This window comes from Campylobacter concisus (assembly GCF_002165785.1).
GTDB lineage: Bacteria > Campylobacterota > Campylobacteria > Campylobacterales > Campylobacteraceae > Campylobacter_A > Campylobacter_A concisus_W.
Window position 1 is genome coordinate 145,716 of record NZ_NDYO01000004.1, and the last position, 22,934, is coordinate 168,649.

Sequence of the window (22,934 nt, forward strand, 5' to 3'; positions counted from 1 at the left end):
GCTTAGAGTGAATAAAAATTTAGGAAAAAATTATGAGAATAACAAACCAACTACGTTTTAGTCAGACTTTACATGACTACCAAAAAAATATGACTGGTGTAAATAAAAGCTATAAGCAGCTCTCAAATGGTTTGAAAATTCAAGATCCATACGATGGTGCTGCGACTTATAATGATGCAATGAGGCTTGATTATGAAGCGACTACTCTCACTCAAGTAGTTGATGCCACTGGTAAATCTGTAAATTTCTCAAAAAATACAGATAATGCATTGCAAGAGTTTGAAAAACAGCTTGAAAATTTTAAGACAAAAGTAGTCCAAGCAGCTAGCAGCGTGCATAGTAAGACATCGCTAGAGGCTTTGGCAAATGACCTTCAAGGTATAAAAAATCACCTTGTGAATATTGCAAACACTTCGGTTAATGGGCAGTTTTTGTTTTCTGGAAGCGCCGTTGATACAAAGCCAATAGATGGTGCAGGAAAGTATCAAGGTAACCGTGACTATATGAAAACATCAGCTGGCGCTCAGGTTGAGCTTCCTTACAATATCCCAGGATATGATCTATTTTTAGGAAAAGATGGTGATTACAGTAAAATTTTGACCACAAATGTTCGTTTAGCTGATCAAACTAGAACCGACATCTCTTATGCACCAAAATTTTTAAACGATAATAGCAAGATAAAAAATATGATTGGGCTAAATTACGCTAGTGATTCAGTGGTTAGAAGTGATGGCTCTTACAATGGAACAATAAATCCGGATTATGATTTTTTAGATAATTCAAATGTAAATTTTCCGGATACATATTTTTTCATGCAAGGCAAAAAGCCAGACGGCACGACATTTACTAGCAAATTTAAGATGAGTGCAAATACAACAATGGCTGGACTTATGGAAAAAATCGGTATGGAATTTGGTAATACGAAAACAACAAAGGTTGTTGATGTAAGCATAAATAACGATGGACAATTTAATATAAAAGATCTTACTAAAGGTAATCAAACTATTGACTTTCATATGGTTGCAGCCACATCAGTAGCACCAAATCGCGGTGCAATCGCTCAAAACAACGCACTTGATGCGGTAAATTCTCTTGAAGATCTTGAAACTATGGCAAATAACGTTCCAAAAACGGTTCATATCACTGAGTTTGTAAAGAGCAAATATACCGATAAAGATGGAAACGCGACAAATGCATTTGACTATGATAAGGTTAGATTTGAAAGAAAGGATAATGAGCTAATCGCAAATTTACCTCAAGTAGCTAGAAGAACGGGCGAATATGCAACAGATCAGACAAAGCTAAGCGAAGTTTCTGGTACAAAAGAGAGCTACGATAGAAATTTATATCCAAAAGATGTTGACGCTAGAAAGAGAGAGCTTTTTAATATCGACAACCAAGAGATAAATTTACAAGTAAAGTCAATCACTGGTACAAAATATGACATAAAGGTAAAAATGGGCACAGCAGGGGGTACAAATACTCCAGTGCAATTTGAAATAACATCTACATCACCAGGCGGCACACCTTCTGCAACTAGAACTTTAACAGTTTATAACTCAGATGAGTTTGGAAGTTATAGAACTTACGCTAGCGATTTTACTTATAGGCAGCTTATGGATATCGTTGCTATGGCAGCAAGCGATAATATTCCAAACCCTCCACATGCAGAAAACGCAAATTTTGATACAGATATAGAAAAAGTAAAAAGAGATCAAAACTATAATGCCTATAAAGAGGCTTTATCAAAAACAAAGGGCGCGGTAGAGACAACTTTAGATGATAAAGGCAGAATGGTTTTAACTGATAAGACAAAATCAGTAACAAACATAGAAGTAACTATGCATGATGCAAAAAATAGCGATAAATTTGATGGCGATAGTACTGGTAGAGATACAGCTGGTAATGCTGGCCATCCTCAAGGAAAGGGTTCTGTCTTTAGCTTTAATGAAAATAATGCCTTAACTATTGATGAGCCAAGTACGAGCGTTTTTCAAGACCTTGATAATATGATCGAAGCTGTTAGAAAGGGATATTATAGAGCTGATGCAAATAGTAATGATCCACGAAATACCGGCATGCAAGGTGCATTACAAAGGCTTGATCATTTAATAGATCATGCAAATAAAGAGCTTACAAAGATCGGCTCTCAATCAAGACTTTTAACAGCTACAAAAGAGCGAGCCGAAGTAATGAAAGTGAATGTGCAAACTGTTAAAAATGATGTAATTGATGCAGACTATGCGGAGTCATATTTGAAATTTACGCAGCTTTCACTATCTTATCAAGCAACCCTACAAGCAAGTGCAAAGATAAATCAACTAAGCTTGCTAAATTATTTAAATTAAAATTTAAATCAGCAGGCCGCTGAGCTTGCTGATTTTTTAAAATTAAACTCAAGCGTGCTATAATAAGCCTTTTTTATAAAGGATCTAAAATTTTACGACATATTTTATTTACAATTTTTGTTTGCATTTTTATATATTTTGGTATCGCTACAGCTGCTCCAACTGCTGACTTTGTTGGCTCGCTTGGACAAAGCCTTGGTATTTTAAATATCAAATATTTTGGACTTATCGCGTATGTTTATCCATTTTTATTGATCATTTTAGGCTATTTTGTCTATAAAAATTTTAAGAAATTTGACTTTGATTTTGCTCAGTTTTTAGTAGGAATTTTCCTCTTTTTTGTAGCTTTTTTGATGTTTCAAGCCTTGAGTGCTTCAAGTGTAAATGGCGGTATAATTGGAAATTTTATAGTTAGTGCCTTAAAAGAGGTGATCGGCTCTATCGGCACTGCGGTTGCTATACTTATGATGTTTATTATTTCACTTGGGCTTGCCTTTAGAGAAAATTTTATTATCGTTTTGAGAAAGGCTTTTGTCGATAGAGAGCCAAAAAGCTACGAGGAGAGCAAAAATTTAAAGGATATAAAACCAAGACAAATTCCAAAGTTAGAACGCAAGAGATCAAAATCTGAAGAGATAAAAGAAGAAGAGCTAATAGATGCTCAAGTGGTAAATGAAGATGAGCAAAATTTAGATGAAGAGCTGGAGCTTGAACCAGTAAAAGAGAGCAAGACATCGACAATCAATGGCATAGAGATATTAAATGAAGTGGCTGAAAACAAAAAGCTACTTGATCAAATAGAGCGAGGCAAGGTCGAAAAGCCAAAAGACTTTGTTCTGCCACCACTTAAATTTTTAAACGATCCACCAAAACGCTCGCACAATGTCAATGAAGCCGAGATTGATCAGCAAATTTCAAATTTACTAGATAAGCTGCGAAAATTTAAGATAGATGGCGATGTGGTGCGAACTTACACTGGCCCTATTGTCACGACATTTGAGTTTCGTCCAGCTCCACATATCAAGGTAAGTAAAATTTTAACACTTCAAGATGATCTAGCGATGGCACTAAAAGCTCAAACGATCCGTATCCAAGCGCCGATTCCTGGTAAAGACGTCGTAGGCATCGAGGTGCCAAATCAAAATTTAGAGACTATCTATCTCAAAGAAATTTTAGAGAGCGAGATATTTAAAAACGCTAGCAGTCCACTAACCATGGCTCTTGGTAAAGATATCGTTGGTGCACCTTTTGTGACCGATCTTAAAAAGCTTCCGCATTTACTTATCGCTGGAACTACTGGATCAGGTAAGAGCGTGGGCATAAATGCAATGCTTCTAAGCTTGCTTTACCGAAATAGCCCACGAACTTTGCGTTTAATGATGATCGATCCAAAAATGCTTGAATTTAGTATTTATAACGATATTCCACATCTTTTAACACCGGTTATTACAGAGGCTAAAAAAGCAATCACTGCACTTGCCAATATGGTCGCTGAAATGGAGCGAAGATATAAGATAATGAGCCAAACTCGTACGAAAAATATAGAGAGTTACAACGAAAAGATGAAAGAGGAATGCGGTGAGCAGTTCCCATACATCGTTGTGATCATCGACGAGCTTGCTGATCTGATGATGACTAGTGGCAAAGACGTGGAGCTTTATATCGGCCGTCTAGCACAGATGGCAAGGGCTAGCGGCATACACTTGATAGTGGCAACCCAGCGTCCAAGCGTTGATGTCGTGACTGGCCTCATAAAGGCAAATTTACCAAGTAGGATAAGCTATAGGGTAGGGCAGAGGATCGATAGTAAGGTTATCCTTGATCAAATGGGAGCTGAGAGCTTGCTCGGACGCGGAGATATGTTATTTACACCTCCAGGAAGCCCTGGTGTGATAAGACTTCACGCACCATTTGCTAGCGAAAAAGAGATAGAAACGGTTGTAAATTTCTTAAAAGAGCAACAAGATGTAGTTTATGATGAGAAATTTTTAATAGAAGAAGGCACAAGCGGAAGTGTGGCCGCTGGTACTCTAGGAGAAGATGAACTTGATGAGCTTTACGAAGAGGCTAAAGAGATCATTTTAAGTGAGCAAAAAACGTCGATCAGTTATCTGCAAAGACGTCTAAAAATAGGTTACAACAAAGCTGCAAATATAATCGAACAAATGGAAAAAATGGGTATTTTAAGCCCAGTGAATGCAAAAGGACAAAGGGAAATTTTATAGTTAAAGATGTAAGTTGCTCTAAATTTAGAATTTTAATTTTTTTAAAATTCTAAAAAGTCTTGACAAAGCACATTAAAATCTATATAATTACAATTCTTAAAAACATTGGGGTATCGCCAAGCGGTAAGGCAACTGGTTTTGGTCCAGTCATTCAGAGGTTCGAATCCTCTTACCCCATCCACTTTTTAAATCCTAAATAATACTTATCGCGGAGTAGAGCAGTGGTAGCTCGTCGGGCTCATAACCCGAAGGTCGGCGGTTCAAATCCGTCCTCCGCAACCAAATGCCCATTTTATCGATGTTTAAAACACTTTTTAAAATGCTTAAATTATTCTGAAATTGATTTTAGTAAATTTTCGATAGTTTCTTTTGATTTTTTGACGTTTGCAGTAATATATTTTTGTGTTGTAGTTATATTTGTATGCCCCAATGTAAAAGACACTTGCTCGATCGGAATTTTTAAATAATTAATTGAATATGTGCCAATTAGATGCCTTATATCATGAAGCCTGATTTTAGGTAAATTATTTTTTTTAAGAAGTGAAGCCCAGCTTTTACGTAAATCTTTAAATTTATCGTTAGTCATAGGATTAATAAAGACGTAATCATTTAGCTTATTTTCTTTTTTGGCTATCAAAAATCTTTTATAAAGACGATTAAACAGCTCATCGCTCATTTTATAAATCATATTTCTTTTAGCCTTATTGATTTTAAAGGGGATAATATAAGTCCTGGTCTTAAAATTTATATCGCTAAATTTTAAGCTTAATACTTCATTCTTTCGTCTGCCATGAAGTAGAAAAAAGAATATATCACAGCTTGGATCGGTATTTTCACAAATAGCCTTGATAAAGCGTTTTTGAATAGTGATCGAGTAATCAAAATACCTTTTATTATCAAACTTTGGAAGCTCAATAAAATCGCAAGGATTTTTATTTATTAGCTCCAGTTTGATACCAAGCTTGAAAATAACCTTAAGCTTTGCAACGATATTCTTAATAGTCTTTATCTTGTAGTCTTGCTTGATAAGATCATTGCAAAACTTTTGAATATCGATAAAATTTATATCTTCTATTTCTCTTAAGCCAAGTGAGTTTTTAAAATGCTTGTTATAAGTAGCTATATCACTTCTTAAAGTAGTCGGACTTAAAATAAGCTCGTAAAAGCTAATGTAATTATTAAAAAGCTCATTTAGTGTCATTAAATATACTCAAAACAATCATAATCAAATTTTTTAGCAAAGGCATCAAGAAGATCACCAAAACTAGAAAAATCATGTAAACCATATTTAGAAAAAGAATAATAAGTTTCAAAAAAAGTAGTATCAAATTCTTCATAATTATATAAATCAAATTCTTCTACGGAAATGCCTAAATCTAATTGTGGAAAATAATAACAAGGATAGTGAGAACAATCAACTAATAATTTTTTCATAATATACTCCTTAAAACTCATTACATATTAAAAGTCTATCTACAAAACTATCAATATCAGGGGCATTTAGATCGTGCTTTTTGTGATAGTGTGTGAAGTTATCTAATTCCCTATCGAGCATTATATTTTCAACATAGGCTAAATGCTGGGCATTTACATCACCGCCCAAGCTTTGATAATAATTAACTAACTCGTAATCTTTCATTCTGCTTACTGGTTTAGACTTTTCATCGCTTTTAAAAAGCTCATCACAAAGCTTTAAAATTTGTCTTTGTTTTAAATTAGTGCCAAAGCTTTTTATTTCATCTTTTGCGTTTTCATCTTTTTGGCCATCAATTTTCAATCTATCGTAAAAATTCATAAGCCTACCACTTATATAATGCTCCAATCTGCCATTTAAATAAATAATCTCTTCTTTGTTAAAAGGCAAATTTATATATATGTAATCATCTTTTTTATTCCACTCGAGTATTGCTCTATGATCGTTTTTTAAGTCGTTTAAGTGATAAAAGTCTTGCATTGTGCTAATAAAATTAATCTTTCTATATACCCATAACGGCACTTTAGTGCGTGAGCTTATAAATCTTCTTACTTTATGCTTTACATACCAGGCTGAAAGCTCATCAAAATCTTGCGTTTCTTTTAGGTTGATGAAAGTCTTTTGGATATACTTCATAACATAACCGCTGGGATTATTGATACTGGTTTGAAAGCCGTTTAATTCGCCGTTTTTTTCTTGCTCGCTTGTGATAGCGTTTGTTTTTAGGTTTTGTGGAGCATAAAAAATATCAGTATAAATTCTTTTCATAAAATCTATTGTGTGAGCTGGGACGTAAAATAAAGCGTGAATGTGTGGCACGCCGTCTTTTTTGTGTGGCTCAAAGCACCTTATATAGCTTCTATCGATATTTTTAAATTTATAGGAATATCGCATAATAAATAAATTCCATTGATGATTAAGAACGGCTACTAAATCAGAAATACTTAAAGGCGCTGAATTTTTAGCCTTATACTTAACTTCATCAGGCAAATATCTATAATCAATCGGCATAAATTTAGAATAATCGCCATTTAATGCGCCCCTAAAGCAGCCGTTAAGAGTGATGGTTAAAAATACTGGGACTTGAAAATAATCTATCGCAAAAGAGCTAAACACATTCACGCGGTTGGACACCTCGGCGTAATATTTATCGCTAAAGTTGGCCGACATTGAAATATCTAGCAAATTTCTAATCTGGCCATTAACATTAACAAAAGAGAAAGAGCGCATATATTCCCTTTGGCTATCAAGCTTTGCTTGGCAAAGCTCAACGTCAAGGGGAGAAACACCATATAAATTTCTCGCTCGCATAATCGCTTCCTTAAACCTAAGAGTTTTTTATTAATTTGACAAGGGCTGCTTTGTGGCGGACTTCGTCCGCCCAAAGGCAGCCTTTTTTGGCTACGCCAAAACACATATAGGCGAAAGGGGGTGTTTTAAACCCAAAAAACATATTAGTTGCACGGCTCGATTAAGCAAAACGTGCCAATAAGCTTTATTTCTCGCCTTTTGTAGGGGAAATCCCCTACACCCCTAAAACAATTAAATAATTTGAATTGTGAGCGTTAGAACAGAATTTATCTCGCTGTCTTGCTCGACTGAAAAAAGATACTTTAAAAGCCATATATCTTTAAGTATGGGAACGCCATTACGTTGCTTAGAAGTAGTCGTTTTATTAATACCGCTAAGAACTAGAACGTCGCCACGCTTTAAAGAATACGAGCTTTTAAGCTCCTTTTTTGAAACAATGGGCGTTAATGATGTACTTTGAGAGAGAATATCTTCAAGTATTAAGTGTAAATCAAAATCAATATGATCAGATAAAATGATAGGCTTTAAATTTATCTTTAAACCAATGTCTTTATATTCGTAGCTATCAGTCTTTTGATAATTTAAGTTTGATATATCAGTTTTTGAAACTAGGTAAGGGATATTTTGAACGGAACTAAAATAAACTTCAGTGTAATTTTTTGCCGTCAATACTGGCGATGAGATAATTTTTGTAATGCCGTTTGTATCAAGAAAATTTAATATGCCAAAAAAGGCTCTATCATCGTTTTTAATAATATTTGAATTAGAAATATAAGGAGAAGTAAGCAGATTAATATAATAAGCTAAATCGCCGTGATTAAGTGGCTTAAGCAAGCCTTTTAAATTTGTGCCTAAATCTTTAATGTCTTTTAAATTTGTTTCAGTGATAGTCAGCTTAAAAGTTACTTGCTCCAGGCTCTTATCAATCTTTGAAATGGCTTCTTTAATTTGGTCAAATATATAGTCATCAGCTCTAAAGAAAACCGAATTAGAAGACGTCGAGTAAGTAGCATTTAAATCAAACTGGCCAAGAATTTTATTTACATCATCGTAAACATAATTCTTTAGCTCGATACGCCTAAGATCATAATCAGGCAATTTTTGAGAGCTTACGTAGTAGAAATTATCCTTTTTATAAAGGTATAAATTCTTAGCTTCAAGCATTTTTCTAAACATTGCAATAGTGATCTTAACTTCGTCTTCATAAATGAAATAATATTCGCCCTGGTGTATGCTTTCATCGGTTACAATGGCTATATTGTTAGCCTTACTTGTAAGACGTGCGAAATCTAAAAGATCAGTATAAATTTCAGCAGCAAACAAGCTATTTAAAAACAGAAGTGGAAGAACTAGGAACTTGATTAAACTTTTCATCGGAAACACCTTTGTTATTTTTTGAAATTAAATTTTGAAAAACTGGCTTGTCAAATACATAGTAATATTTGACAAGCTCGTGAGATTTTGGCTCATAATAGAAATATAATGGCGTATACATTGAAGATATGTAGCTAAGTAATGATAATGGATATAGATGATAATCTTCGTCAAAATGGCAAGATGAATTAACGCAAGTAATGTTATATATATAAATTTCTGGTATATCGGAACTATTTTTAGTGTTATGTTTTGAATTGTCTTTGAATATGTCTGGAAAATCTGAAATACTATTTTTTTGAGAATTTGGAAAAGAAGTTTTATCTTGAATTGATAAATTGTTTTCGGCTGGAGTGTCAGGCTTAAAAATAGACATAACAACAAAATAAAAATAAAGCAAAAGAAAAATAAATACAACAATAGCCAGTAAAAAATAAAATCTTACAAATGATTTCTTATTTGAACTTTGTCCAGAGTGATATAAATTAAATACTTCTTCAAGATATGGAATATTAATAATCTCTAATCTATCTTTTTTATAAAGCCTATATGAAGCAAAAACTTCATAACGAAATTTCTTTGAAAATAATCTTTTTGCGCTATCAACAGCCCTATAAAATTTCTCTGCTATACGTTTATATTCATTATTTACTAAGGTTAAATCTTGAGTAATTAAATAAATATCTTGGTATAAATGGCGATGATAGGTAAGCCACCAAACTAAAATTTCGTCTTTTTTATCTTTAAAAAAGTTATGGCACTCATCAAGAACAAATACGCAACCATATAAATTTAGCTCTTTGGCTTTTTCATTAACTTCATTATCAGTTGCACCATTTTTATAAAGAGCGTATAAATTTCTTAAGCCTAGATAAAACTCATCAAAATCGAACTTTTTAAATTTATCTGATAATTCAAATTTAAACTCATTTATATTTGTGTAGCAAAATGAATAATTAGGCTTTTCTTTAGGCTTAAAAAATTTAGATAAAAATGTTTTCTTTGGCTCAAATAAAAAGATCTGATAAATCATATATACTGCGTAATATGTTTTACCGCTTCCAGGGTTGCCAACTAAATAAGTAATCATTTTTTATAACTTTGCCAAAATAAATGTAACAAGAGTTTCACGAACAAATCTAAAAACAGTAATGCCTATTTTTGTAGCGTAAATTATAAAGAAAGACAAAAGAATAGGCGAAAATATAGAAAATACATCACAAAAGGCATTCCAAGCACCAAGAGATTTTAAAACAGAAATAGCAGTCGTAACGATCCTATCACTACCAATAGAGAGATTATTAACATAATCAATAATGTAGTTAATCTTAGAATAGATGAAATTAATAATATAAATAACAGCAGCAGCGTAAGATAAAACAAGAGCACCTAAAATTACGTTAATAACAACCATTTTAGAAAATGTAATTGCTTTAAAAACAAAATTAATAGCATTTTCCCATTTAAAAAAGCGAAAGAATAAAACAATAGTAGCTATAATTGCTTGCATATCTTACCACCCCATAAAAGTAAAAATAAATAGCTTGGCTATTAAAAATAAAAACAACAAAAAGAAAGCTACAAAGAAAAAGACATAAAGAGAAGAAGCAATCGGCGAAAGAATACTACAAAAATCAAAGACAACTTTTTTACTGAAAAAAACCATATCTACATCAAAATTTAAAGGGCAAGTATTAGGAATACCGCCTTTTTTTAAGCTCATTAGATTGCCATCTTTGATTTTTGAGATAGTATCATTTAAGCTTTTTTTAATACCATCAATAGGCTCAAAAAGATTATTAATATTTTCCTTATACGTATTTGCGAGATCAGCGGTTCTTTCTTCAAGCTCGCCATAATCTATATTGCCAGGTGTAGCGTTTTCAGAATTACCGTTTCCTTGTCCGCCACCTGAGCCGCTACCAGTGCCGCCAGTACCACCAGATGAACCGCCACCAGTGCCGCCATTATTGCCACCAGAGCCGTTATTATTGCCACCGCTAGAACCACCACCATTGCCAGGCGTAGAATTGTTATTGTCTTTGTCTTTATCCTTGCTTGGATCTTCTTTGTCTTTATCTTTATTTGGATTTTCCTTGTCTTTATCCTTATTTGGATCTTCTTTGTCTTTGTCTTTGTCTTTGTCTTTATTTGGGTCTTCATCTGAACGACGTTTAAAAATAATCGGAGTCCCATCAGCACAAGAAGATCGAACAATGCTTGGATTTTCAGTATCAGAGACAAAAACAACAGAACCACCAAAAGAAGAGCCAAGACCAACACAAAGGCAAGTAGCTATATCTCTATCACTATAAACGTTTGAGCAATCAACACATTTTCCTTGTGTTGTGCCATTAAAATAACCAAATTTATTTAAATTTTTATCAGTGCAATCATTAGCGCAAGCGTTAATATCAACGTCCCATTTTTGACCAGCTGGGCAAGTATCAACGCATTGCATAGTATCGGTGTTAAATTCTTGATTTAGCTTACATCTTGCAACATCATGAGAAACAAAGACAATAAAATCATAATAATTAAAAACTGGATCTTTAGGATTATCAGAAGCAACAAAATAATCAAAAACACCACCACCACCACGCTGACCAAAACGGCCAGTTCTACGCTCGCCACCTATATAAACATGATTAGAGTTAAACCCAACATAAAAACCAGGAGTTTTTGAGCCTAAAAAATAATAAGCTTCTTGAGTAATTGTAAAAGAATAGATAAAGTAATAACCAGTTTCAGGCGATCTAAGACCGTAATAATTATTACCTTTTAAAAATTTGCCATCGATAGGCTTAAAACTGCTATCAAAGTCTTTATCACGAATAACCGAACATAAGCCACTAGCGCAATTTTTAGAAAAAGCAAGAGAGCATAAAAGAGATAAGAAAATGAAAGATCTAACCAGAAATTTCATCACAAAGCCTTAAAAAAATCTTTTTGTTAAAAGAGTTAAAGCAGCACAAATAGGTAAAGATAAGACCATAAACCATATAAAGATAGAAAAGAAGTAATCAAAAGCCGGAATACCAATAACATTAAACATTTTAAACACCTTTTTTAAATTCTCGAGAGAATTATGAAAATAAACAAGCAAAGCAAGAAACCGCATAAAGTCCCAGTGGTAGACATCAAGAAGTTATATTGCTCTATTGTTAAGTTAAGAAAGACTTTATCCATAAATTTAAACCCCAAAAATTACTGACGCACTCCGTTTGTAGGCTTAAAGCTTTGCTTTGCACTCTGCTTTAAGCTTTAAAATTTACGTGCTAATTTTTAAAAAGACTAAAAGCGGAAGTAATGGCAGTAACACAAGCAAAAAAGACAATTACAACAGCAAAGAAAGAATTTAGAAAAAATCCTAATTTCGTAATGTCTATAAAATCAAAATACACTTTTAACCTTTTTAAAAATTAGCCCCCCAATAAAGGGGAACAAGCTATTTTAAAAGAGAAAGACCTTTTTTAACAGCAAAAATTGCAGCCAAAACAACAATAACTGCACCAGCTACGCCCATAAATGGAGTAATATTAAGATCGCCAGTTACTGTGCCATCTGTACCCATTGTTATACCAGCTGCAAGAGCATTACTTGACATTGCGCCAACAGCAGCAACACCACCTAGAACCTTAGCTTTAGTAGAAGAAAGAAATTTTTTCATCTCTAACCCTTTTTGTTTAAATTTAGTAGCCTTTAACTACTTATCTAAGGAAACACGGACTTAAATAAGTAGTTAAAGGGGATAGGCCCCTTTATTTATTTTCAGATTTTTTTGCAGGCTTTGTATCAAATAGGAAGTATTCAACTGGATCTGCGATCGTAATTATTCTTTGATCGTTAGGGAAGCCACCTTGAACCGGTATTTCTTCGCCTTTTTTAAATTTTTCTTTTATTGCAGCCGCTACAAGTCCAGCGGTATTATTATCTGGGCAGATTATTTTAAAAACTACTTTTTGCTCTACTTCATCAGTAAAGCCAGTCTTTTCATTAACAACGTCATAGATATTTGATGAAGAAATACGAACAGAAGAAGAGTAATCATTACCTTCAAACTTACCAGAAGCCGAACTTCTAACAAGACCACCCCTAAGAACATACTTTAAATCATATTCAGATTTAACGATTTGCATTTTTAACACCTTTTTTAATTTATTTTTTGAAACACCATTTAACATAGCCCCGAAAAGGTGTTTCGTCCAAACGGGGCTAAAATAGTTTAATGCCATATTCAGGGCAAAATTTACATTATTTCGATAAAATCGAAACATATGTAAGATTTACATATTTTCAACAGGTAAATATTACATAATATAAAATTAAATAATGCTTAAATATGTAAATTTTACAGGTAAAAAAATGACAAATGCAGAAATCGCGAAGAAACTAAAAATAGCCGAAAAAACAATATACAACTGGCGAAAAAATAGAAAAGAATTATTTGAAGTTATAGAAAATGGATTAAATTTAAAGGAAGATAAAGAAAACTTATACGTAAATGTTACATATAAAGAGCTAATCGAACTATTAGAAAAACTATCACAGCAAGAAATTCAATACTACATTTCAGACATAAAAACAAGAATTTTAAAAAAAGAGATAGATAAATGAAAAAATTACTACTAATACTTATATTTTTAACAAATGCACTAAGTTATGATTTTGGCGAAGATGTAAATATAATGGGCAAATGGGAGATTACAACAGAAGACAATCAATTTATTAATTTTCTTACAAGTGCCGGCAATAAATGGGAAATTGAAATTAAAGATGATGGTTTTATATATGATCTAAAAAATGGAAATTTTATACACGAAAAATGGAGTTATACAAGAGAAAAAGGAATAATAAGCATAGAATTTTATAACCAAGACAATCAGGGAGAAAAATTATTTAAAGGATATTTTAAAAAAGCTACAAACAGCAATATAAAGATAATAAAGAAAATAGATTTTAACTATTACCTAGTTGAAATAATAGAAACAAGCGATAAAATAAAAATGAAAAGACTGGGAGATAGCAGACAAACAAAGAACACAAAAATTAAAAAAGATATAAAAATAGAAATGAATTAAATTTGACTAAAATGATATTAAGCATAAACAAGCTTAATATCAAGAGCATTTACAACCTTAAATATGCTTTCAAATCTAGGTTTTGACTTTGCTATATAAAACAAAGCCCTTTTAAATTCTTCGATATCGCCATAAACCAAACTTGATTTAAATATTCTTTTCTAAGTTCATCGGTTGTTAAATAGTCTTCTAAATTAAATTTTGTAAATTCTTCTTTCAAGATCAAACCTTAGATATTTTTACGCCAGCCCAAGTTACTAAAACAGCAAAAACAACTATTAAAAATAAACCAAATATTGACATTATAATAATCCTTTCATTTCTTTTAATACGTCTAAACACGCTTTCAAAAGATAACAAAATAAAATACTTACCAAAAAGATTGCAATGGTAGAGCAAAAATTTAAGATAAACCCATTTTTATCAAAATTAAGAAAGATAAAACCTATTAAACCAGCATCTAAAAGTAAAAGTGTGGTAAGAAAAGGCTTTAAGAAATCGAGTTTAATTTTTAAAAACTCCCATAAATTCTTATTTTCCATAATTATCCTTTAGAAACATTATAGCATAAAATAAGACCATAACGCTCATAACCCGAAGGTCGGCGGTTCAAATCCGTCCTCCGCAACCAAATGTCTCATATCTTTATCATCTAAAAGCTAAACGCCAAGCCCTGTGCCATCACGTATATCCTCTACACCTAGATGGACATAGTGCAAACTACTCTTAATATCCTTGTGACCCATAAATTTCATTAGTTTATGTGCATTAAATCCCTTCAAACTCACTAACCTAGAAGCCACTGTATGGCGTAATACATATAGTCCGTGAGTGCTATCATTTCCCTTATATCCTAAATAGGTCTTTACTGCACTCCACATTCTACTGCTGCTATCAATGTTTAGATGAGTTATAGGACACTTATCTAATGGTAAATCCCTACAATCATCATAAGCTCCTTGATACGCCCAGTAGTAAGCCATACGAAGCACTCCATTAGTTTTTGTTTCAGTAAAGAGTTTGCGAGCCTCTATTTTACTTACGCTCTTAGCTATTTCTAAGCGTTGTTTTATGGCTTTGAAGACTAGAATAGTTTTGTTTTAATATGTAAAAAGAAAGATTAGTAAAAATAGGTTTCATAATTTTTAAATATAAAAATAGAAATTCCCACCTAGTATTGTTTTATGGATTATTAGTATAAATTTAAAAATGCAGGAGGGGCTAATGCCCCTAATTATTATTTTAAAGTTTGGATGTATTCAGCTACTGCTTTTGCATCTTCGTCGCTCATTGGCGTAGCGATTGGTTTCATCATAGCGCCAAGACCAAATTTATTTGCTCCTGTTTTATAGCCCTTTAGTGCCTCTTCGATAGCTGCTGCATCAAGAGATGTTAAAGCTGGAACTTTATTATTGAACATTTTTTCAGCTTTTGCACCATGACAGGCGATGCATTTTTTGTAGATAGCAGCACCATCTGCAGCAAAGGCAGCAGTTGAAAGTAGAGCCGCAACGCTAGAAACAATTAGTAATTTTTTCATTTTTCATCCTTTGTAAAAAAGTTTATGCATTATAGTACAAAAAGGTAAATTCGCAAGAAGCTAGTTAAAATATTTTGGCTATAATCACCAAATGAATAAAAATGAGCCTATTAAAGCACTTTTTCTGGATCGAGACGGCGTAATAAACGAAGATGCTGGATATGTTTACGAGATAAAAGATTTTAAATTTATCGATGGCATTTTTGACGCATTGAGAGAATTTAGCGATGCTGGCTATAAGCTCTTTGTTGTGACAAACCAATCAGGTATCGGCAGGGGCTACTACACGCAAGAGCAGTTTGACGCTCTAAATAAATTTATGCTTGAAATTTTTAAAAAAGAGCAAATTTTTATCACCAAAGTCTACTTTTGTCCGCACGCTCCAGAGGCGGATTGCGCTTGCAGAAAACCAAATCCAAAAATGATACTTGATGCTTGCGATGAGTTTAATATAGACCTTGAAAACTCGCTCATGATAGGTGATAAGCCAAGCGACGTCAAGGCTGGCAAAAGGGCAGGGGTTGGTAGAAATTTCTTACTTGATGGGATAAATTTTAAAGATGTAAGAGATGTTTTAAATAAGCTAAAAAAGGAAAAATCACTATGAATTTAAATGGAAAAAAGATAGTTATAACTGGCGGTGCTGGCTTTATAGGCTCGGCGCTAGCACATTATTTTGACGAAAATTTTAAAGATGCTCACGTGCTTGTCGTGGATAAATTTAGAAACGACGAGACGTTTAGCAATGGCAACCTAAAAAGCTTTGGCCATTTTAAAAATTTACTTGGATTTAAGGGTGAAATTTACGCTGGCGACATAAACGGTGAGAGCACACTTGAAAAGATAAAGAGCTTTCGCCCAGATGTCATCTACCACGAAGCAGCGATCTCTGACACGACCGTAAAAGAGCAAGACGAGCTAATAAAAACAAATATAAACGCATTTGTAAATTTGCTCGATATCTGCGAGAGTTTGGGCGCAAAGATGATTTACGCTAGCTCTGGGGCAACTTATGGCAACGCAAAGAGCCCACAAACCGTTGGCGAGTGCGAAGCGCCAAATAACGTTTACGGCTTTAGCAAACTTAGCATGGATAATATCAATAAAATTTATGCAAAGCGCGGCGTGAGCGTGGTTGGGTTAAGATACTTTAACGTCTTTGGCAAGGGCGAGTTTTTCAAAAACAAAACCGCCTCAATGGTGCTTCAGTTTGGCCTGCAAATTTTAGCCGGCAAGACACCAAGGCTCTTTGAAGGTAGCGACCAGATCAAAAGAGACTTTGTTTATATAAAAGACATTATTGACGCAAACATAAAAGCGCTTGACGCACCAAGTGGCGTCTATAACGCAGCTACTGGCAAGGCTAGAAGCTTTCAAGATATCGCTGACATCTTGCAGCGTGAGATCGGCGTAAATTTAGGCAACGAATACATCAAAAACCCATTTATCGGCTCATATCAGTTTCACACAGAGGCCGATGTCGCCCCAGCTCGAGAAGCATTTGGCTTTAGCGCGACTTGGAGCTTGGAAGAGGCGATAAAAGACTACTTGCCAGAGATAAAGAGAATTTATAAGGAAGAGATAAATGGCTAAGAGAGTTAAAATTTTAGTCGTCGGCGATCTCATGCTAGATCACTACATCTGGGGCAGCTGCGAGCGCATCTCGCCTGAAGCACCAGTGCAGGTTGTAAAGATAAATAACGAAACCTACACACTTGGTGGCGCTGGCAACGTAGTGAGAAATCTCCTTTCTCTTGGTGCAAACGTGAGCGTAGCTAGCGTCTTAGGAGATGACGAGGCTGGCAAAAAGATAAGAGAGAGGCTTGCTGAGCTAAACGTAAAAGATGAGCTAATCCTTATCGAAAAAGGACGCGAAAGCTCGATAAAAAGCCGTATCATGGCATCGCACCAGCAAGTTGTCAGGATCGATAAAGAGAGCGTTGTCAAGATAAAATTAGAAGATGAGCTTGTCTTAAAAATCAAAGAAAATCTTGCAAATTTCAAAGCCGTCTTGCTAAGTGACTACGGCAAGGGCGTGCTTAGTGAGAAGGTCTGTCAAGAGATCATAAATGAGTGCGTGAAGCTAAAGATCCCAGTGCTCATCGATCCAAAGGGTAGCGACTACTCAAAATACAAAAACGCAACCCTTCTAACGCCAAATAAAAAAGAGGCGAGCGAGGCTACAAATTTAAAGATAAAAGACAAAGCTGAGCTTGAAAAGGCGATAAAACAGCTAAAAGACGAGCTAAATTTGACCTATTCGATCATCACGATCTCAGAAGAGGGCATCGCGCTATATGATGATAGGCTACATATCTTTACTGCCAAAGCAAAAGAGGTCTTTGACGTCACTGGCGCTGGAGATACGGTGCTTGCCACACTTGGCTACATGCTAGCAAACGGGGCTGATATAAAAGAGGCGATAAAGATAGCAAATCTTGCTGCAGCCGTTGTCGTGGCTAAGATAGGTAGTGCAACAGCTAGCTTTAGCGAGATCGAACAGCTGTTAAATAGCTCATTTGGGGCAAATTTCGAGCACAAGCTTAAAACCGTTGAAGAGTTAGAAGAAATTTTGAGCCAAAAGGACAAAAAAAAGGTCGTTTTCACAAATGGCTGCTTTGATATCTTGCACGCTGGGCACGTAAAATACCTAGCGCGCGCAAGGGAGCTTGGCGATCTTTTGGTTGTCGGGCTAAACTCAGACGCTTCAGTTAAGAGGCTAAAAGGCGAGGCTAGACCTATAAACTCGCAAGATGATAGAGCCTGCGTACTAAGTGGGCTTGGGTTTGTCGATTATGTCGTGATATTTGATGAGGGTACGCCATTAAATTTAATAACAAAGATAAAGCCTGACGTGCTTGTAAAAGGGGCTGACTACAAGGGCAAAGAGGTCGTTGGCAGCGAGATCGTAAAAGAGGTCAGGCTGATTGACTTTGTCGAGGGCAAAAGCACAACAGGGATAATAAAAAGGATAAAAGATGCTAAAAACGATGATAAAAAATGAGCTTGAGGCTCACCAAAAGACCTTTAGCGAGCATGTAAATTTGCTAGGTAGCCTAGAGCGCGCTTGTCAGATGGTGGCTGATACGCTAAAAAATGGTAAAAAGGTGCTAATATGCGGTAACGGCGGCTCTGCGGCGGACGCTCAGCACTTTGCAGCTGAACTAACTGGCAGATATAAAAGCGAGCGCCAGCCACTACCTGGCATCGCGCTAACTACCGATACTTCGGCACTTACGGCCATTGGCAACGACTACGGCTTTGACTACGTTTTCTCACGCCAGTTTGAGGCTTTGGCTCAGCCAGGCGACTTGCTCGTGGCGATCTCAACGAGTGGCAACAGCAAAAATATCCTTGAAGCTATAAAAAGTGCCAAGAAAATGGGCGCATCAGTGCTCGGACTTAGCGGCAAAAGCGGTGGTGCGATGAATGAAGGATGTGATCTAAATTTAGTCGTTAGCTCAAGCGATACAGCAAGAATTCAAGAGTCGCACATATTTTTCATTCACACAATCTGCCAGGCCGTGGACGAGGCTTTTAGGGGCTAAGATGCAAGAAGCGATGGATAAATTTTTAAAAGAGCCTAACCAACAAAATGAGATAAATTTGATAGCAGATTTGAAAAAGGCTAGTTTTTTTGCTCCGGTGCTTTTAAACCAAGCGCTAGCAAAGCCTGATGGTGGTGTGGTTTATGAAGAAGAGGGCTCAAATATCAAATTTATCCTGCTTGAAGATGAGGGCGAGAAGCTTAGCTATTTTCCAGCATTTACTAGCAAAGAGGCGATGAAGCTTTGGCGAAACGATAGCGAGCAAGAGAGCATAGAGATAGGGCTAAAAGAGTATCTTGCGATGCTACAAGAGAGCAGTTACGCTGGAGTCGTTGTTGATGCTTTTAGCTATGATTTTATTCTTAAAAAAGAGCAGATAGTAAAAATTTTAGACTAAAATTTTTATCGCTCTATTGCCAAAGTCGCTGATTTGCTATTTAGCAAGTTTTTATTAATTTTAAGCTAAAATCAGCCAAGCTAAATTTAAGGAAAAAAATGAAAGACAATCTACTTGAATTAACCCAAGATATCGCATCAGTTGATATCGAAGAGTCTATAAAAACTAGCTATCTTGACTACTCCATGAGCGTTATCGTCGGACGTGCTTTGCCTGACGCTAGAGACGGATTAAAGCCAGTACATAGAAGAATTTTATACGCTATGGATAATCTTGGCGTTGGCAGCAGAAGTGCCTATATGAAGTCAGCTCGTATCGTCGGTGAAGTCATCGGTAAGTACCACCCACACGGCGACACAGCGGTTTATGACGCACTTGTTCGTATGGCTCAGAAATTTTCTATGCGTTATCCAGTTGTTGACGGACAAGGAAACTTTGGCTCGATAGACGGCGACAGCGCAGCTGCGATGCGTTATACCGAAGCTAGAATGACTATGCTTACTGAAGAGCTTTTAAAAGATATCGACAAAGACACGGTTGATTTCGTGCCAAACTACGACGATAGAGAGGTTGAGCCAGATGTTTTGCCTAGTCGTGTGCCAAATTTATTATTAAACGGCTCAAGCGGTATCGCGGTTGGTATGGCGACAAATATCCCACCACACAGCCTTGATGAGCTAATAGATGGTCTTTTGCTCCTTCTTGAAAACAAAGAGGCGACACTTGAAGAGGTGATGGAATTTATAAAAGGTCCAGACTTCCCAACTGGCGGTATCATCTTTGGTAAAAAAGGCATCATAGAGGCCTACCGCACAGGTCGTGGTAGGGTCAAACTAAGAGCCAAAACTCACATAGAAAAAAAGCCAAACAAAGACGTCATAGTAATCGACGAGCTACCTTATCAAACAAACAAAGCTAGGCTTATTGAGCAGATCGCTGAGCTCGTAAAAGATAAGCAGATAGATGGCATCAGCGAGGTTAGAGATGAGTCTGATAAAGACGGCATCCGCGTAGTCATCGAGTTAAAACGCGATGCGATGAGCGACATCGTGCTAAACAATCTTTTTAAATCAACCACGATGGAGAGCACTTTTGGCGTTATTATGCTTGCTATTAATAACAAAGAGCCAAAGGTATTTAACCTTATTGAGCTACTTAAGCTATTTTTAAATCACAGAAAAACGGTCATCATTAGAAGAACGATATTTGAGCTTGAAAAAGCGCGCGCAAGAGCCCACATTTTAGAGGGTTTAAAGATCGCACTTGATAATATCGACGAGGTGATCGAGCTTATTAGAAATAGTGCCGATACAGCGGTTGCCAGAGAAGGCTTGATGAGTAAATTTAACCTCTCAGAGCTTCAAGCAAATGCTATCCTTGATATGCGTCTAAGCAAGCTTACAGGCCTAGAGAGAGAAAAACTAGAGGCCGAGCTAGCTGAGCTTATGGCTGAGATCGCAAGACTTGATGAAATTTTAAAGAGCGAGACATTGCTTGAAAATTTGATCAAAGAAGAGCTTCTTGAGATCAAAAATAAATTTAAAGTACCAAGAGTGACTGAGATTGTTGATGACTACGATGATATCGACATCGAAGATCTCATACCAAATGAAAATATGGTTGTAACCATAACACACCGCGGCTATATCAAGCGTGTGCCAAGCAAGCAATACGAGAAGCAAAAACGTGGTGGCAAGGGCAAAGTAGCGGTCACGACATACGATGATGACTTTATAGAGAGCTTCTTTACTTCAAATACACACGACACGCTTATGTTTGTGACTGACCGCGGACAGCTATACTGGCTAAAAGTCTATAAGATCCCAGAGGGAAGCCGCACAGCAAAGGGCAAAGCGGTTGTAAATTTGATCCAGTTGCAGCCTGATGAGAAGATCAAAGCGATCATCCCAACGACTGACTTTGACGAGAGTAAATCTCTAGCATTCTTTACTAAAAACGGCATCGTAAAACGCACAAATTTAAGCGAATTTAAAAACATTCGCTCAGTTGGCGTAAGAGCGATAAGCCTCGATGAGAACGACGAGTTAGTAACTGCGCTCATCGCTCAGACATACGATGATATGCCGGTCACCGACCCAGAAAATGAACTAAGCGTAGAGACAGAGGTGCTTGAAGTTGAAGAGCTTCAAAATGAGATCGATGAAGATAATGCAAATGCTGAGGAGGACGCAAACTCAAGCGATGAGACAATGCTATTTGTCGTTACCAAAAAGGGTATGTGCCTTAAATTTAAGATCAGCAAAGTTCGCCAAATGGGAAGAACTGCACGCGGCGTAACTGGTATCAAATTTAAAGAGCCAGGCGATGAGGTTGTGGGCGCAGCTGTCATCGAAAGCAATGATCAAGAAATTTTAAGCATATCTCAAAAAGGTATCGGTAAGCGCACAACCGCTGATGAGTACCGCTTGACAAATCGCGGAGGCAAAGGCGTCATCTGTATGAAACTAACAAGCAGGACAGGCGATTTAGTGGGCGTTGTGATGGTTGATGAAGAGCAAGATCTAATGGCACTAACATCAAGCGGTAAGATGATAAGAGTCGATATGCAAAGCATCCGCAAAGCAGGACGTAATACAAGTGGCGTGATCGTTGTAAATGTAGATGGCGATGATGTTGTAAGTATCGCAAGATGCCCTAAGGCAGATGATGGCGAGGACGAGGAAGAAGTACCAAGCGAAGATATGGGGCTTTTGGAATAAATTTTGCTGCTAAATTTTAAATAAAAGCATAAAAAGGTTGTTTATGAAGATTAAAATTTTATTTTTTGCTGTAATGGTGGCGCTTTTTAGTGGTTGTACATTTAATGGCTTTATGGGCGAGCCGACAAGCACATCAAACCGCAATGTAGTCATCCAAAAGGTCGATAAAGACGATCTCAGAGAGGTGATGAAAAAAGAGAAGATGATATATGATAGTGCTCCAAGAGAGACTACTTTTAGAGCTACAGGTGAGGGTATAGCTCCGTTAAATTCGCTCTCTTATGCTCAGTCTGTAACTTTAGCAAAAAGAGCAGCGATGGCTGATGCTTATTCGCAGCTTGCTGGCAAGCTCTACGGCGTAAAGATTAACGCTGAAGATACTGTAAGAGACGCTATGCTAAACGACTCATCTATCACTTCAAAGGTCCAAGGCCTTGTCAAAAACGCAAGGATCGTAAGTGAAAATTTCAAAGACGGGCTTTATAAGGTAAATATGGAGCTTAAGATAGACGAAGATAAGTGGCGAGAAGTTTTTTCTTACTAACGATACTTTTAAATTTTGCCTTTTGTCTGGAGGAGTTTATCTTCTGGGCAAAGGTAGATACGAAAAATCAAATAGTTGCCTTTGAGGAAATTTCATTTTCAAAGGCGATGACTTTAACACCAAATCCAAAACCAAAATTTCTTTGTCAGATAGACGCTTTTAAAGATGAAAACACCACAACTCTTGGCTTTTTAAATTTACATAAAGATGAAATTTTTGACTGCTTTGTCTTAAAAAAAGTGATGATAAAAAATGAGCTTAATGTCAAAAATGCACAGATTTCAAACGCTTCAAATTTGAAAATTTTGCCAGTTAGATTTATGGTGGAATTTAAGCCAAAATCCGCTATCATCGGCACACTTCAATAAAAAA

25 protein-coding genes and 2 tRNA genes are annotated in these 22,934 nt (G+C 35.8%); 14 read left to right on the plus strand and 13 right to left on the minus strand.

The features are described 5' to 3' along the window. Nucleotides 1-32 precede the first annotated feature (32 nt). The 4 genes from B9N62_RS03385 to B9N62_RS03400 all read left to right on the plus strand — a co-directional run bounded on the left by B9N62_RS03385 (nt 33) and on the right by B9N62_RS03400 (nt 4,855). Entirely contained in the window at nt 33-2,348 is a 2,316-nt protein-coding gene (locus B9N62_RS03385; protein ID WP_087584372.1) for a flagellin N-terminal helical domain-containing protein, read from the plus strand. Between the two features lie 143 nt (nt 2,349-2,491). After that, entirely contained in the window at nt 2,492-4,573 is a 2,082-nt protein-coding gene (locus B9N62_RS03390; RefSeq protein ID WP_374188102.1) for an FtsK/SpoIIIE family DNA translocase, read from the plus strand. Nucleotides 4,574-4,679: 106 nt separating this feature from the next. Next, nucleotides 4,680-4,754, plus strand: a tRNA-Gln gene (locus tag B9N62_RS03395). Between the two features lie 26 nt (nt 4,755-4,780). Beyond that, nucleotides 4,781-4,855: transfer RNA gene (locus tag B9N62_RS03400), tRNA-Met, on the plus strand. 46 nt (nt 4,856-4,901) lie between these two features. Here B9N62_RS03400 and B9N62_RS03405 read toward each other — a convergent pair. The 9 genes from B9N62_RS03405 to B9N62_RS03445 form a co-directional block, all read right to left on the minus strand. Continuing rightward, complete coding sequence (locus B9N62_RS03405) at nt 4,902-5,774, minus strand: tyrosine-type recombinase/integrase (RefSeq protein ID WP_087584374.1); 873 nt, start codon at nt 5,772-5,774, stop codon at nt 4,902-4,904. Next, nucleotides 5,774-6,007, minus strand: a complete 234-nt coding sequence (locus tag B9N62_RS03410; RefSeq protein ID WP_087584375.1) for a hypothetical protein — start codon at nt 6,005-6,007, stop codon at nt 5,774-5,776. The genes B9N62_RS03405 and B9N62_RS03410 overlap by 1 nt, the downstream gene beginning before the upstream one ends. Nucleotides 6,008-6,017: 10 nt before the next feature. Next, a complete protein-coding gene (locus B9N62_RS03415; RefSeq protein WP_087584376.1) occupies nt 6,018-7,358 on the minus strand; it encodes a rolling circle replication-associated protein in 1,341 nt (446 codons plus the stop codon). A gap of 231 nt (nt 7,359-7,589) precedes the next feature. Beyond that, nucleotides 7,590-8,732 (minus strand): type II secretion system protein GspD, encoded by a 1,143-nt coding sequence (locus B9N62_RS03420; protein ID WP_087584377.1) that lies wholly within the window; start codon nt 8,730-8,732, stop codon nt 7,590-7,592. Next, a complete protein-coding gene (locus B9N62_RS03425; protein ID WP_087584378.1) occupies nt 8,683-9,822 on the minus strand; it encodes a zonular occludens toxin domain-containing protein in 1,140 nt (379 codons plus the stop codon). The genes B9N62_RS03420 and B9N62_RS03425 overlap by 50 nt, the downstream gene beginning before the upstream one ends. A gap of 3 nt (nt 9,823-9,825) precedes the next feature. Then, a complete protein-coding gene (locus B9N62_RS03430; RefSeq protein WP_180382151.1) occupies nt 9,826-10,242 on the minus strand; it encodes a hypothetical protein in 417 nt (138 codons plus the stop codon). Between the two features lie 3 nt (nt 10,243-10,245). After that, nucleotides 10,246-11,658, minus strand: coding sequence for a hypothetical protein (locus B9N62_RS03435; protein ID WP_087584379.1), 1,413 nt, complete (start codon nt 11,656-11,658; stop codon nt 10,246-10,248). A 522-nt stretch (nt 11,659-12,180) separates the two neighbouring features. Continuing rightward, entirely contained in the window at nt 12,181-12,402 is a 222-nt protein-coding gene (locus tag B9N62_RS03440) for a hypothetical protein (RefSeq protein ID WP_087584380.1), read from the minus strand. Between the two features lie 91 nt (nt 12,403-12,493). Then, nucleotides 12,494-12,871 (minus strand): hypothetical protein, encoded by a 378-nt coding sequence (locus tag B9N62_RS03445; RefSeq protein ID WP_257640173.1) that lies wholly within the window; start codon nt 12,869-12,871, stop codon nt 12,494-12,496. Between the two features lie 226 nt (nt 12,872-13,097). Here B9N62_RS03445 and B9N62_RS03450 point away from each other — a divergent pair, with 226 nt between their 5' ends. Both B9N62_RS03450 and B9N62_RS03455 read left to right on the plus strand, forming a co-directional pair. Then, nucleotides 13,098-13,349 carry a DUF1828 domain-containing protein gene (locus tag B9N62_RS03450; protein WP_085657447.1) on the plus strand — a complete coding sequence of 84 codons (252 nt, stop codon included), beginning with the start codon at nt 13,098-13,100 and terminating at the stop codon, nt 13,347-13,349. Continuing rightward, nucleotides 13,346-13,813: a transcriptional regulator gene (locus B9N62_RS03455; protein WP_087584382.1), complete on the plus strand. Its 468-nt coding sequence runs from the start codon at nt 13,346-13,348 to the stop codon at nt 13,811-13,813. The genes B9N62_RS03450 and B9N62_RS03455 overlap by 4 nt, the downstream gene beginning before the upstream one ends. 91 nt (nt 13,814-13,904) lie before the next feature. Here the strand turns inward: B9N62_RS03455 and B9N62_RS10730 are convergent, their stop codons facing one another. From B9N62_RS10730 to B9N62_RS03475, 4 genes are all read right to left on the minus strand, one after another. Further along, nucleotides 13,905-14,033, minus strand: coding sequence for a hypothetical protein (locus tag B9N62_RS10730; protein WP_257640174.1), 129 nt, complete (start codon nt 14,031-14,033; stop codon nt 13,905-13,907). Between the two features lie 82 nt (nt 14,034-14,115). Then, nucleotides 14,116-14,355 carry a hypothetical protein gene (locus tag B9N62_RS03465; protein WP_072594132.1) on the minus strand — a complete coding sequence of 80 codons (240 nt, stop codon included), beginning with the start codon at nt 14,353-14,355 and terminating at the stop codon, nt 14,116-14,118. A gap of 117 nt (nt 14,356-14,472) precedes the next feature. Next, nucleotides 14,473-14,796: a tyrosine-type recombinase/integrase gene (locus B9N62_RS03470; protein ID WP_087584383.1), complete on the minus strand. Its 324-nt coding sequence runs from the start codon at nt 14,794-14,796 to the stop codon at nt 14,473-14,475. Nucleotides 14,797-15,050: 254 nt separating this feature from the next. Further along, nucleotides 15,051-15,353: a c-type cytochrome gene (locus B9N62_RS03475; protein WP_072594134.1), complete on the minus strand. Its 303-nt coding sequence runs from the start codon at nt 15,351-15,353 to the stop codon at nt 15,051-15,053. Between the two features lie 91 nt (nt 15,354-15,444). On the opposite strand from B9N62_RS03475, the gene gmhB reads away from it, so the two are divergent. From gmhB to B9N62_RS03515, 8 genes are all read left to right on the plus strand, one after another. Beyond that, nucleotides 15,445-15,960 (plus strand): D-glycero-beta-D-manno-heptose 1,7-bisphosphate 7-phosphatase, encoded by a 516-nt coding sequence (gmhB, locus tag B9N62_RS03480; protein ID WP_087584384.1) that lies wholly within the window; start codon nt 15,445-15,447, stop codon nt 15,958-15,960. Further along, nucleotides 15,957-16,946 carry an ADP-glyceromanno-heptose 6-epimerase gene (gene rfaD / locus B9N62_RS03485; RefSeq protein ID WP_087584385.1) on the plus strand — a complete coding sequence of 330 codons (990 nt, stop codon included), beginning with the start codon at nt 15,957-15,959 and terminating at the stop codon, nt 16,944-16,946. The genes gmhB and rfaD overlap by 4 nt, the downstream gene beginning before the upstream one ends. Next, a complete protein-coding gene (gene rfaE1 / locus B9N62_RS03490) occupies nt 16,939-18,357 on the plus strand; it encodes a D-glycero-beta-D-manno-heptose-7-phosphate kinase (RefSeq protein WP_087584386.1) in 1,419 nt (472 codons plus the stop codon). Before rfaD ends, rfaE1 begins: the two co-directional genes overlap by 8 nt. Beyond that, nucleotides 18,332-18,901, plus strand: a complete 570-nt coding sequence (gene gmhA, locus B9N62_RS03495) for a D-sedoheptulose 7-phosphate isomerase (RefSeq protein ID WP_087584387.1) — start codon at nt 18,332-18,334, stop codon at nt 18,899-18,901. The genes rfaE1 and gmhA overlap by 26 nt, the downstream gene beginning before the upstream one ends. Before the next feature lies 1 nt (nt 18,902). Beyond that, a complete protein-coding gene (locus B9N62_RS03500; protein ID WP_087584388.1) occupies nt 18,903-19,298 on the plus strand; it encodes an SseB family protein in 396 nt (131 codons plus the stop codon). Between the two features lie 98 nt (nt 19,299-19,396). Continuing rightward, on the plus strand, nt 19,397-22,018 hold the full coding sequence (gyrA, locus tag B9N62_RS03505; protein WP_087584389.1) for a DNA gyrase subunit A: 2,622 nt from the start codon (nt 19,397-19,399) through the stop codon (nt 22,016-22,018). A gap of 43 nt (nt 22,019-22,061) precedes the next feature. Further along, nucleotides 22,062-22,562 (plus strand): LPP20 family lipoprotein, encoded by a 501-nt coding sequence (locus tag B9N62_RS03510; RefSeq protein WP_087584390.1) that lies wholly within the window; start codon nt 22,062-22,064, stop codon nt 22,560-22,562. Next, nucleotides 22,538-22,930, plus strand: a complete 393-nt coding sequence (locus B9N62_RS03515) for a hypothetical protein (RefSeq protein WP_087584391.1) — start codon at nt 22,538-22,540, stop codon at nt 22,928-22,930. Before B9N62_RS03510 ends, B9N62_RS03515 begins: the two co-directional genes overlap by 25 nt. Nucleotides 22,931-22,934 lie beyond the last annotated feature (4 nt).